Source organism: Nitrobacter winogradskyi (genome assembly GCF_006539545.1).
GTDB classification, from domain to species: Bacteria; Pseudomonadota; Alphaproteobacteria; order Rhizobiales; family Xanthobacteraceae; genus Nitrobacter; species Nitrobacter winogradskyi_A.
Genome location: NZ_BJNF01000089.1, coordinates 24,468 through 35,805, shown reverse-complemented (window position 1 = coordinate 35,805; position 11,338 = coordinate 24,468). Strand labels below are relative to the sequence as shown.

Here is an 11,338-nt window from a genome sequence, read left to right as displayed (position 1 = left end):
GTTCGCGAGTCATGCGGAAAGCCGGTAGTGTCTCAGTTCGTCATTCGGCTTCTTGGCGCCTACGTTTTTCTGCTAGCTCAGTGCAAACCGATCAGATGACTGTTGATTTGGTCCCTGCAGGCCAAACCGGACTATTCCGGATAGACTACAAACCCTTAAAAGTTATCAAGAACAAAAATGACGGGATATCGAATGCTCAAAGAAGAAATCGATGAAGCAAAACGCGCGGTGAATACGGACACCGTTCAGATGACGATCGGGGAAGTGAGCAACATGTACACTTCCAAGGAGCTTAATATTCTGCCGGACTTTCAAAGATTGTTCCGGTGGTCAAACGAGAGGAAGTCCAACTTCGTCGAATCAATATTAATAGGCATCCCGGTCCCTCCAGTGTTCGTGTACGAGAACGAGAATGGCACTTGGGAATTGATCGACGGGCTTCAGCGGATATCCACGTTGCTCGAGTTCATGGGTGTCTTGAAGGATGTCGACACTGGAGTAGTTCTTCGATCCCAACTCCAAAAGACTAAGTATCTACCATCACTTCAGGGGATGGTTTGGGAGCAGAAGGCGGATGGCGAGGTGCAGATCGACAAGGCCCTCCAGTTGTTTTTTCGGCGGGCGCGAGTGGACTTTCAGATACTCAAACACCCCAGCGACCCCAAGACTAAGTTCGATCTTTTCCAGCGCCTCAATCGGGGCGGAGCGTATGCAAACGAGCAGGAGGTGAGGACCTGCTCCATGGTCTTGGCCAATGCCGAGTTTACTCAAGCGATCCGTCAATTCGCTCAGCGAAACGACGTGAATGGCATCTTTCAAATCACCGCCGAACAGAGAGCGACTCAGCGGGACGTCGAGTACATTGTGCGAATGATCGTACACACGTTTGCCGACTACGACCGTAGCCTGGACGTACAGGAGTTTCTTGATGCCGCAATAATTGACATTCTGACGGAAAGAGACCGCGATGAAGTGATACAAACGCTCACTTGGACACTGGAAACTCTTCAGAGGATTCTTGGCGACAGAGCTTTGATGCCCCCTCAAAACGCCGGCGAAGGCATTGCCAGCCGGTTCTCATTACGAGCACTCGAGGCAATCGCCGTGGGCGTCGCGAGAAACAAGGCCGCTATCATGGCTCACGCGAACCCGGACCAATTTGTAAAGGACAAGATCGAGAACTTTTGGCAGCAGCCCCAGGTCGCCGAGATGAGTGCATCCGGGCTCCGGGGAACCGTCAGATTGCAGCGGACCATCCCGTTCGGAGCGCAGTGGTTTAATCCCAATGCCTAAACTAGATGACTTCTTTAACGAAATCGACACTGCTAGGGTGCGTCGCGCGAAGGAGTTGTCTGAGATCAAGAGGTCATTCAGCCAATTGGCCGCGAATGACGTCTACGGGATTGCATCGAAAGCGGTCGTCGTACTCGCCTACGCCAACTGGGAAGGCTTCTACAACGAATGCGTTCGCGCGTACCTTAGATTTCTGGCTGAGAAAGGAGGAAAAGTTCGAGACCAAAACTGGATGCTCCTAGTTAGCGCGTTTCATGCGGATTTCGAAAGCATGAGAGACCGTAACCACTCGCTCGAGTCGCGTCGAGCCTTCGTCAAGAATTTGGAGAGCCGGATCGACTGCGGTTTCGATGCCGTCGATGGGAGAATTGTCGAGGCTCGTTCCAATCTGGATTTTGCCAGATTGTCGGAGAACTACGTCCTTCTCAATTTTGATCTGTCAACGATGCAAAAGGTCCGAAACCGACTTGACAAAGAACTGGTCGGTTGGCGACACGCGGTCGCCCATGGGGATTCGCCAGACTTGACGACAATGGATGTCGAGGCTCACATCAACTTCGCGTCTTCGCTTTTGATACTGATCGCCGACCGTTTCCAGTACGCAATGCTGGCAAGAATTTAATCGGAACTCGACGCCGCTAACTGCCGCTTTCCACCCATTGCGGACCTCGTGGGTTGCGAACCTAGTCAATGTGGCATTGCAAATCTTCAAAGCGAAACTGTCATTTTAATCGTGAAGCGTAAGCGACAAGCCTTCGCCCGTGAGACGAGCCTTCTATGTTCGCGTGACGTATCGCCGCAAGACTGACTTGTCACCGTCGATACGCAGAAATAAGAGATAAGACCCGCTTGCATTCAGATCATACTTGCTGCCGCTGGCGGCGAATTTGGTCTTTGACTAAGCACCCTCCACGCAACAAACCTCATGCCCAGCCGGCCTCCGATGCAGGCCGTCGTCACGGGCTGTTGCGGGGCAGGAATGACGCCGACCAAGGTGCTCATCGGACAAATGCTGGTCGTGTTCGGCATCGCGCTTGCCGGCACATGGGCCGCAACGCAATGGGTTGCCTTCGAACTCGGCTTTCAGCAGCGCCTCGGCGAACCCTGGTTTCTGATCGACAGGCTTCCCGTTTACTACCCCTGGCGCCTGTTCGAGTGGTGGTACGTCTATGACGCCTATGCGCCGGACATCTTCCGGACGGGGGGAACGATCGCGGGTGGGAGCGGCGTTGTCGCCGCGCTGTCCGCGATCGTCGGTTCAGTCTGGCGCGCGCGGCAGTCGAAGCGTGTCACGACCTACGGCTCCGCCCGCTGGGCTGACAAGAAGGACATCGCTGGCGCCGGACTGACGAAGCCGTCCGGCGTTTTCCTCGGGCTGATGGCGCGCACCTATCTGCGCCATGACGGCCCCGAGCACATCATGGCGTTCGCGCCGACGCGATCAGGCAAAGGCGTCGGCCTGGTGGTGCCCACGCTCCTGTCGTGGCGGCAATCTGCGGTCATCCACGATATCAAGGGCGAGAACTGGACGCTAACCGCCGGATGGCGTGCGCAGTTCTCCCATTGCCTCTTGTTCAATCCGACCGATCCGAAGAGTGCGGCCTACAATCCGCTGCTGGAGGTCCGCCGCGGCGTCCACGAGGTTCGCGACGTTCAGAATATTGCCGACATCCTGGTCGATCCGGAAGGCGCGTTGGAGCGGCGCAATCATTGGGAAAAGACCAGCCATTCGCTGCTGGTTGGCGCGATACTCCATGTCCTCTACGCTGAAGACGACAAGACCTTGCGCGGCGTCGCCAACTTCCTCTCCGACCCGGCACATCCGTTTGAGAAAGCCTTGTGGTCGATGATGACCACGGCGCATCTCGGCGAATCCGGTCCGCATCCTGTCGTCGCAAGCGCCGCGCGGGAGGTGCTGAACAAGTCCGAGAACGAACGCAGCGGCGTGCTCTCAACCGCGATGTCGTTTCTTGGCCTCTATCGTGATCCCACCGTGGCGCACGTCACCGCGCGTTGCGACTGGCGTATCGCCGACCTGATCGCCGCCGATCATCCGGTTTCACTCTATCTCGTCGTGCCGCCGTCCGACATTTCGCGGACGAAGCCGCTGATCCGCCTGATCCTCAACCAGATCGGCCGCCGTCTCACCGAAAGTCTCGACGGCTCAGACGGCATCGCGCGTAAGCACAAACTGCTGCTCATGCTGGATGAGTTTCCAGCATTGGGGAGATTGGATTTCTTCGAGAGCGCGTTGGCGTTCATGGCCGGTTACGGCTTGCGCTCGTTCTTGATCGCCCAAAGCCTTAATCAAATCGAAAAAGCCTACGGGCCGAACAACAGCATATTGGATAACTGCCACGTCCGCGTCGCTTTCGCGACCAATGACGAACGCACCGCGAAGCGGATTTCCGACGCGCTTGGCACCGCGACAGAGTTGCGCGCGCAGCGCAACTATGCCGGACACAGGCTCTCGCCCTGGCTCGGGCACCTGATGGTTTCGCGTCAGGAGACGGCGCGGCCGCTGCTCACGCCCGGCGAGGTGATGCAGCTTCCCGACCATCAGGAGATCGTCATGGTCTCCGGTCATCCGCCAGCGAAGGCGACGAAGATCCGCTATTACGCCGACGACAATTTCACGTCGCGCGTCTTGCTGGCGCCGATCCTCGACGACAAAGACTATGCCGACCGGCCGGCCGCGCGCGCGGATGACTGGACCGGGCTTGCCCGGCCGAAGAAGCCTGCAGCCACCGCGCGTTCAGCGGCGTCCGAGCAGGATGAAGGCGGCCACCAGCTCGCACCGCAACTCGATGATGCCGAAGTCGTCCGGTTGCACGATCGCTCCCGTGACGATCTCTCTGTGCTCGACGACGAGACCGCCGAAACCGGAACGCGCGACGGCAAGCTTCCGCAGCCGGCACGACAATTCCGGCGCGCAGCGCGGCTGGCCGCTCTCGATCCCGATGACGGGCTCGCGCTATGAGCAAGGCCCGCCTCAACATCTTCATCGAACCCGAGCACAGGAAGCGGCTTCGCCGGCTTGCGGCGCTGAAGGGCGAGACCCAATCCGCGATCGTCGCGGCGGCGCTGTCGTCCTTCCTGTCTCCGGACGGCGCCGACCGGCGGGAGGCCGCCATCATCTCGCGCCTCGATCGCCTATCCCACCAGTTCGATCGCCTGGAGCGCGACCAGACCATCCTGATCGAGACCGTCGCGCTGTTCGTTCGTTACACGCTGTCGGTGTCGGCGCCCATTCCGGAAGCGCACCAGACCGCCGCACGCGCGCAGGGGCGTGCGCGCTTCAATCAGTTCATCGACCAACTCGGCCGCCACCTCCAGCGCGGCGGCAGCCTTGTGCGCCAGGTCCATGAAGAGATCGCTCCGAACGAAAGCGATTTCGTCGGCGTGGATGACGAGGAAACGACCGCTCCGGACGAAACCGACGCAGAGGCGGCGCCATTATGACCGCCCCCTTGCCGCGCTCGCCCGCCCGCATCGTCAGCGACCGCCAGCTTCGCATGCTGCGCAGCGCGATGGGGCCGGCAATCGTCGCGGCGTTGGACGATCCTGATATCGTGGAGGTCATGCTCAATCCGGATGGCCGCTTGTGGGTGGACCGGCTCGGCTCTGGTCGCGAGCCGACCGGCGCCACCCTCTCGCATGACGACGCCACTCGCATCATCAAGGTCGTGGCGAACCATGTGGGACTGGAGGTCGATCGCGACCATCCGATCCTGTCCGCGGAGTTGCCGGAAACCGGCGAGCGTTTCGAGGGCGTGCTGCCGCCGATCACATTCGCGCCGACCTTTGCCATTCGCAAACGCGCAGCCGGCGTGATTCCACTCGCCCGCTATGTCGCAGACGGCATCATGAGCGCCGCTCAGGCGGCGTTTCTCAAAGCATCGGTGCTGCAACGGCGCAACGTCATCGTGGCCGGCGGCACCTCGACCGGCAAGACCACGCTCGCCAATGCGCTGCTCCAAGAGATCGCAGAGACCGGCGATCGCGTGCTCGTGCTCGAGGACACCATCGAACTACAATGCGTTGCCGACGACCATGTAGCGCTACGCACCAAGGCAAACACCGTCTCGACCGCCGACCTGGTGCGTTCAACCCTGCGGCTGCGGCCGGATCGCATCGTCGTCGGCGAGGTGCGGGGCGCCGAGGCGCTCGATTTGCTGAAGGCATGGGGCACAGGCCATCCCGGCGGCCTCGCCACGCTGCACGCAGGATCGGCGCACGGCGCGCTGATCCGCCTGGAGCAGCTCATTCAGGAAGCCGTCGTTACGGTGCCGCGGGCGCTGATTGCCGAAGCCGTCGACGTCATCGTCTTCATCGCCGGGCGCGGCAGCAAACGCCGTGTCGAGGACATCATCCGCGTCACGGGCCTCGACGGCGACGCCTACGCGATCGAGCACGTCACCGGAGAATAAAGAGATGCAGGTCATCAAATCCGCATTCACGTCTTTCCTTGTTTCAAGAACAAACCAGAAACGTAAATCCGCAGAACCGGATTTGCGCATTTCCGTAAATCCGCAAGCCCGCAAATCAGGACATGCGTTTCGCCGTATCTGCGGAAACTTCCGAAGCCGGCTTTCCGGAATGTCGGCATTCCGGATTTGCGCGAACCTCCAGAAGCGGATTTCCGCATCGGCGGTTTTCCTGATCTGCACCTTTCTGGTTTCTCCTGCCTACGCCGCAGGCTCCTCCATGCCGTGGGAGGCGCCGCTTCAGAAAGTTCTCGAAAGCATTGAAGGCCCGGTCGCAAAGATCGTGGCCGTCATCATCATCATCGTCACCGGGCTGACGCTCGCCTTTGGCGATGCGGGCGGCGGCTTCCGCAAGCTGATCCAAATCGTCTTCGGTCTCTCCATCGCCTTCGCGGCGTCGAGCTTCTTCCTGTCCTTCTTCAGCTTTGGCGGCGGAGCGCTGATCTGATGGCCGGGCATGTCGACGGATTTGAAGTGCCGCTGCACCGCTCGCTGACGGAACCGATTCTGATGGGGGGCGCACCGCGGTCGATTGCGATCGTCAACGGCACGCTGGCGGCGGCGGTCGGCATCGGTCTGCAATTGTGGATCGGCGGAATCGTGTTCTGGATCGCAGGCCATGCGCTCGCGGTCTGGGGCGCGAAGGCCGATCCGCAGTTCGTGGAGGTGTTCTCCCGCCACCTGAAGCATCGCGCGTTTCTGGAGGCGTGACGACATGATGAATCTTGTCGAATATCGCAAGCGCCCCGCGAGCCTCGCCGATTATCTGCCCTGGGCAGGGTTGGTCGCGCCCGGTGTCGTGCTCAACAAGGATGGCGCATTTCAACGCAGCGCGGCGTTCCGCGGTCCCGATCTGGACAGCGCGACGGAAAGCGAACTGGTCGCCACCACGGCACGGCTCAATAACGCGCTGAAACGTCTCGGCTCCGGCTGGGTGCTGTTCGTCGACGCCGAGCGGCGCGTCGCCGATGGTTATCCCATCTCGGAATTTCCCGAAGCCGCGTCATGGCTCGTGGAGGAAGAACGGCGCGCGGCCTTCGAGGATGGCGGCTCGCATTTCGAGAGCACCTATCACATCACGCTCGCCTTTCTGCCGCCATCCGAGGGCAAGGTCCGCGCCGGCCAATTCCTCTATGAGAGCACCGAGCATCGTACGGTCAACTGGCGGGACCACCTCGCCGCCTTCATCTCGGAAACCGACCGCTTTCTTGACCTGCTCGATGGGGTGATGCCGGAAATCCGCTGGCTCGCGGACGACGAAACCCTGACCTACCTTCACGCCTGTATCTCCACGCAGCGCCATTTGGTCGCGGTCCCCGACGTGCCGTTCCATCTCGATGCGCTGTTGTCCGATTGCGATTTCACCGGCGGCCTCGCGCCGATGCTTGGCGATCGGCATCTGCGCGTTTTGACCATTCGCGGCTTTCCGCCCGCGACCTGGCCCGGCGTGCTCGACGACCTCAATCGCCTCGGCTTCGCCTATCGCTGGTCGACCCGCTTTCTCTCCCTCGACAAAGCGGAAGCAGAGCGCGAACTGACCAAGGTGCGCCGGCAATGGTTCGCCAAGCGCAAAGGCATCGTCACGCTGCTGCGCGAGACCATCTATCAGCAGGAGATCTCGCTGGTCGATTCGGACGCCGCCAACAAGTCCGCCGACGCCGACGAGGCGTTGCAGGAGCTGGGCGCCGACGCGGTCGCCTATGGTTACGTCACGGCCACCGTCACGGTCATGGACGAAAGCTCGGACCTGGCCGACGAGAAGCTCAAGGCGGCCGAGCGGATCATCCAGGGCCGCGGTTTCGTCACCATCTCCGAAACACTCAACGCAACCGAGGCATGGCTGTCCTCGATCCCCGGCCATGCCTACGCCAATGTCCGGCAGCCGTTAGTCTCGACCCTCAACCTCGCGCACATGATGCCGGTCTCGGCGGTCTGGGCTGGACCGGAACGAAACACCCATCTCGATGCGCCGCCGCTGATCGTCACCCGCACGGTCGGCGGCACACCGTTCCGCCTCGTTACCCATATCGACGATGTCGGCCATACGCTGATCGTCGGGCCGACCGGCGCCGGCAAATCCGTGCTGCTTTCAATTCTCGCGCTGCAATTCCGTCGCTATACGGGCTCGCGCATCTTCATCTTCGACAAGGGCGGCTCGGCTCGCGCCACCATTCTCGGCCTTGGCGGCGAACACTATGACCTTGGCTCCTCGGCCTCGATCGCCGTCCAGCCGCTCGCCGGCATCGACGATGAGGAAACCCGTGCATGGGGGGCCGACTGGATCGCCGGACTCCTCGGACATGAGCGTGTCGAGATCACGCCGGAGGTGAAGGACGCGGTCTGGTCCGCGGTCACGAGCCTCGCGTCCGCACCGCGCGAGGAACGCACGCTTACCGGCCTCTCGACCTTGTTGCAATCCAACCGGCTGCGTCAGGCGATCCAGCCCTACACGCTATCGGGTCCGCACGGCCGCCTGCTTGATGCGGATGACGACCGGCTCGGCATCGGCGACGTGCAGGGCTTCGAGATGGAAGAACTGATGCACACGGCAAACGCGGTGACGCCGGTGCTGACCTATCTGTTTCACCGGCTCGACGAACGCTTCGATGGGCGACCGACGTTGCTCGTGCTCGACGAAGCATGGGTGTTTCTCGACGATCCGATCTTTGCCGCGCGCATCCGTGAGTGGCTGAAGACGTTACGCAAAAAGAACGTCTCCGTCGTCTTCGCAACTCAGTCGCTCGCCGACATCCAGCGCTCGGCCATCGCGCCCGCCATCGTCGAAAGCTGTCCGGTCCGAATCTTCCTGCCGTCGCCACAGGCCACCGAACCACAGCTTCGCACCATCTATGAAGGGTTCGGCCTCAATGACCGTCAGATCGACATCATCGCGCGCGCTCAGCCGCGGCGCGATTACTACTACCAATCCCGCCTTGGCAATCGCCTGTTCGATCTTGACCTTGGACCTGTCGCACTCGCCTTCGCCGGCGCAAGCGGTCCCACCGATCACCGCCTCATGGACGAGCTTATCCGCTCTCACGGTTCGGACGGCTTCCCGACCGCCTGGCTCGATGCCCGCGGGCTCGATTGGGCCGCCGATCTCATCCGCCAGCTTCCGCACAATCAGGAGACATCGTCATGAAGGCACCACTTCTCTTGGCTGGCGCCTGTGTGCTCGGCATCGCGCTCGCCACACCCGCCACAGCGCTCGTGGTGTTCGATCCCAGCAACTACAGCCAGAACGTGCTCACGGCCGCGCGGACGCTGGAGCAGATCAACAACCAGATCACATCTCTCCAGAACCAGGCCAAGACGCTCATCAATCAGGCGAAGAACCTGACGAGCCTCGACTTCAACGTCCTCAACGACCTCAAGAGAACCATCGCTCAGACGGAACGCCTCATCGGCGAGGCCAAGGGTCTCAGCTTCGACGTCGCGTCGATGGAGCAGCAGTTCAAACAGCTCTACCCTCAACAATATGCGGCGTCCGTCTCCGGCGATCAGATGGTCCAAGACGCGCGGGCGCGTTGGGAACGGTCCCGCGATGCGCTCGAAACCACGCTGAAGATGCAGGCGCAGGTTTCGGAAAACCTGTCGACCGACGAACATAACCTCGGCGATCTGGTCAACCGCAGCCAATCGGCCGCCGGCATCCTCGAAGCAACGCAGGCCACCAATCAGCTTCTGGCGCTTCACGCCAAGCAAGCGATCGACAGCGCGCGCCTCAAGCTTGCGCAAGACCGCGCCGTCGCCACGGAGCAGGCGCGCAGCATCGCCGAAGAAGAACGCGCCCGCGAGGTGCGCCGCCGCTTCATGGGAAGCGGCGACAGCTACACGCCATCGACCGTTCGTCTGTTCCGCAATTGAAGGAGGCTCTCATGATCGGACTGTTCGCCCGGCTCTGCGTCGTTGCCAGTATCGGCGCAGGTGCGCTCCTTCTCATTTCGTCCGCGCACGCAACCGACACGGTCGACAGTCTTGCCGCGGATCCAGAACGGTTGCGCGACCTGCAGAAGCGCTGCTCACAGGATTGGGCCGGCACCGGCGACGCGCTTTGCAAGATGGCGAGTGAGGCACGCCGCAAACGCTTCATGGGCTCCGGACGGACACCCTATACGCCGCATCCTGTCGAGATGTTCCCCTCGCTGAAAGAAGGAACAAGCCCGCAACGCGATACCGCGAAGCCGCAACCCACCAAGCCGAACGCGAAGTAGCACCGATGGACAATCTCTCCGTCATCGACCGCTTCACGGACACGTTCTCGCAATATATCGACAGCGGATTCGGTCTGCTCAGCGGCGAGATTGCTTTTCTGTCCGCCACGCTGATCGCCATCGACATCACGCTGGCCGGCCTATTCTGGGCGTTCGGCGCCGGCAATGACGAGATTCTCGCCAAGCTGGTCAAGAAGGTGCTCTATGTCGGCGCCTTCGCCTACATCATCAACAATTTTAATTCACTCGCTGGGATCATCTTCAATTCCTTCAGCGGCCTCGGCCTGAAGGCAGCCGGATCGGGCTTGTCGCCCGATGACTTTCTGCGGCCCGGCAAACTCGCCTCGGTTGGCATGGACGCCGGCCGCCCGATCCTCCAGCAGATCGGCGATCTATCCGGCTTCACCTCCGTCTTTTCCAATATCGACACGATCGTCGTTCTGTTTCTCGCGTGGCTGGTCGTCATCGTCAGCTTCTTCGTATTGGCGGTGCAACTCTTCGTTACCCTACTGGAATTCAAGCTGACGACATTGGCCGGCTTCGTGCTTGTGCCGTTCGCACTTTGGAACAAAACCGCCTTCCTTGCCGAACGGGTGCTCGGCAACGTCATCTCATCCGGCATCAAGATTCTCGTGTTGGCCGTCATCGTCGGCATCGGCAACGGCTTGTTCGCTGAGTTTCGTGCGTCAGCACCGTCCGAGCCGTCGATCAATCATGCACTTGCGATCATGCTCGCGTCGCTCGCCATGCTCGGCCTCGGCATTTTCGGCCCCTCGATCGCCACCGGACTTGTCTCCGGTGCTCCGCAGCTTGGCGCTGGTGCAGCAGCAGGCACCGCGCTCGCGGCGGGCGGGTTGACCGTGGCGGGAGGAGCCGCGGCCGCGGGCGCCACACGTCTGGGAGGAGCAGCCGTCAGCAGCGGTGTCAAAGCTGCTTCGTCCATGTCGGGTGGCGCCCGCACTGCATTCGCGCTGGGAAGTTCAACATCGGGCACTTCAGGAGCAGCAGCCGTCGGCGCCGGCATCGCCGGCGTCGCAAGGGCCGGCGGCGGCGCCTTCGTCCAGGCTGGCCGCAACTTCGCGTCCCGCATGACCGGCGCGATGCGGCAGAGCGCGGCCCGAGGTTCGCACGGCGCATGGACCGCCACCGGCGGGGCGTCGACAGCAGGAATGCACGCGGCCGCTGGTGGCGCCTCCGGCAACGCGCCGGCATGGGCGGATCGTGTTCGGCATGGCTTACGCGGCTCGCAAGCAACGCATGGCGCTACGATGGCCGCGCACACCTTGCGCTCCGGCGATCATGGCGGATCGGGCGCCAACCCCTCATTGCGACAGGAGGACTAAG

Annotated in this window: 11 protein-coding genes; all 11 read left to right on the top strand. The window is 61.5% G+C overall.

All coding sequences use genetic code 11. The features are described from left to right. Positions 1 to 192 precede the first annotated feature (192 nt). The 11 genes from NWI01_RS15605 (at position 193) to trbL (ending at position 11,337) form a co-directional block, all read left to right on the top strand. The gene (locus NWI01_RS15605; protein WP_141384896.1) at positions 193 to 1,293 is read left to right on the top strand and encodes a DUF262 domain-containing protein; all 1,101 of its coding nucleotides are present in this window, start codon (positions 193 to 195) and stop codon (positions 1,291 to 1,293) included. After that, complete coding sequence (locus NWI01_RS15600) at positions 1,286 to 1,915, top strand: MAE_28990/MAE_18760 family HEPN-like nuclease (protein ID WP_141384895.1); 630 nt, start codon at positions 1,286 to 1,288, stop codon at positions 1,913 to 1,915. The genes NWI01_RS15605 and NWI01_RS15600 overlap by 8 nt, the downstream gene beginning before the upstream one ends. 357 nt (positions 1,916 to 2,272) lie before the next feature. After that, on the top strand, positions 2,273 to 4,273 hold the full coding sequence (locus NWI01_RS15595; RefSeq protein ID WP_141384900.1) for a conjugal transfer protein TraG: 2,001 nt from the start codon (positions 2,273 to 2,275) through the stop codon (positions 4,271 to 4,273). Beyond that, positions 4,270 to 4,755 (top strand): CopG family transcriptional regulator, encoded by a 486-nt coding sequence (locus NWI01_RS15590; RefSeq protein WP_141384894.1) that lies wholly within the window; start codon positions 4,270 to 4,272, stop codon positions 4,753 to 4,755. The genes NWI01_RS15595 and NWI01_RS15590 overlap by 4 nt, the downstream gene beginning before the upstream one ends. Next, a complete protein-coding gene (gene trbB, locus NWI01_RS15585; protein ID WP_141384893.1) occupies positions 4,752 to 5,723 on the top strand; it encodes a P-type conjugative transfer ATPase TrbB in 972 nt (323 codons plus the stop codon). The genes NWI01_RS15590 and trbB overlap by 4 nt, the downstream gene beginning before the upstream one ends. Positions 5,724 to 5,892: 169 nt before the next feature. Then, positions 5,893 to 6,228 (top strand): TrbC/VirB2 family protein, encoded by a 336-nt coding sequence (locus NWI01_RS15580; protein ID WP_141384892.1) that lies wholly within the window; start codon positions 5,893 to 5,895, stop codon positions 6,226 to 6,228. After that, a complete protein-coding gene (locus NWI01_RS15575) occupies positions 6,228 to 6,491 on the top strand; it encodes a VirB3 family type IV secretion system protein (RefSeq protein ID WP_141384891.1) in 264 nt (87 codons plus the stop codon). Before NWI01_RS15580 ends, NWI01_RS15575 begins: the two co-directional genes overlap by 1 nt. A 4-nt stretch (positions 6,492 to 6,495) precedes the next feature. Continuing rightward, positions 6,496 to 8,922, top strand: a complete 2,427-nt coding sequence (trbE, locus tag NWI01_RS15570; RefSeq protein WP_141384890.1) for a conjugal transfer protein TrbE — start codon at positions 6,496 to 6,498, stop codon at positions 8,920 to 8,922. Then, positions 8,919 to 9,647, top strand: a complete 729-nt coding sequence (gene trbJ, locus NWI01_RS15565) for a P-type conjugative transfer protein TrbJ (RefSeq protein WP_141384889.1) — start codon at positions 8,919 to 8,921, stop codon at positions 9,645 to 9,647. The genes trbE and trbJ overlap by 4 nt, the downstream gene beginning before the upstream one ends. A gap of 11 nt (positions 9,648 to 9,658) precedes the next feature. After that, a complete protein-coding gene (locus tag NWI01_RS19060) occupies positions 9,659 to 9,994 on the top strand; it encodes a hypothetical protein (protein WP_181410520.1) in 336 nt (111 codons plus the stop codon). Positions 9,995 to 9,999: 5 nt separating this feature from the next. Then, complete coding sequence (gene trbL / locus NWI01_RS15555) at positions 10,000 to 11,337, top strand: P-type conjugative transfer protein TrbL (protein ID WP_141384888.1); 1,338 nt, start codon at positions 10,000 to 10,002, stop codon at positions 11,335 to 11,337. Position 11,338 lies beyond the last annotated feature (1 nt).

Bases quoted from the DNA above. Each gene is read 5' to 3' on its own strand.
- NWI01_RS15605 (WP_141384896.1), top strand. From the start codon at position 193: ATGCTCAAAGAAGAAATCGATGAAGCAAAACGCGCGGTGAATACGGAC.
- NWI01_RS15600 (WP_141384895.1), top strand. From the start codon at position 1,286: ATGCCTAAACTAGATGACTTCTTTAACGAAATCGACACTGCTAGGGTG.
- NWI01_RS15595 (WP_141384900.1), top strand. From the start codon at position 2,273: ATGACGCCGACCAAGGTGCTCATCGGACAAATGCTGGTCGTGTTCGGC.
- NWI01_RS15590 (WP_141384894.1), top strand. From the start codon at position 4,270: ATGAGCAAGGCCCGCCTCAACATCTTCATCGAACCCGAGCACAGGAAG.
- trbB (WP_141384893.1), top strand. From the start codon at position 4,752: ATGACCGCCCCCTTGCCGCGCTCGCCCGCCCGCATCGTCAGCGACCGC.
- NWI01_RS15580 (WP_141384892.1), top strand. From the start codon at position 5,893: ATGTCGGCATTCCGGATTTGCGCGAACCTCCAGAAGCGGATTTCCGCA.
- NWI01_RS15575 (WP_141384891.1), top strand. From the start codon at position 6,228: ATGGCCGGGCATGTCGACGGATTTGAAGTGCCGCTGCACCGCTCGCTG.
- trbE (WP_141384890.1), top strand. From the start codon at position 6,496: ATGATGAATCTTGTCGAATATCGCAAGCGCCCCGCGAGCCTCGCCGAT.
- trbJ (WP_141384889.1), top strand. From the start codon at position 8,919: ATGAAGGCACCACTTCTCTTGGCTGGCGCCTGTGTGCTCGGCATCGCG.
- NWI01_RS19060 (WP_181410520.1), top strand. From the start codon at position 9,659: ATGATCGGACTGTTCGCCCGGCTCTGCGTCGTTGCCAGTATCGGCGCA.
- trbL (WP_141384888.1), top strand. From the start codon at position 10,000: ATGGACAATCTCTCCGTCATCGACCGCTTCACGGACACGTTCTCGCAA.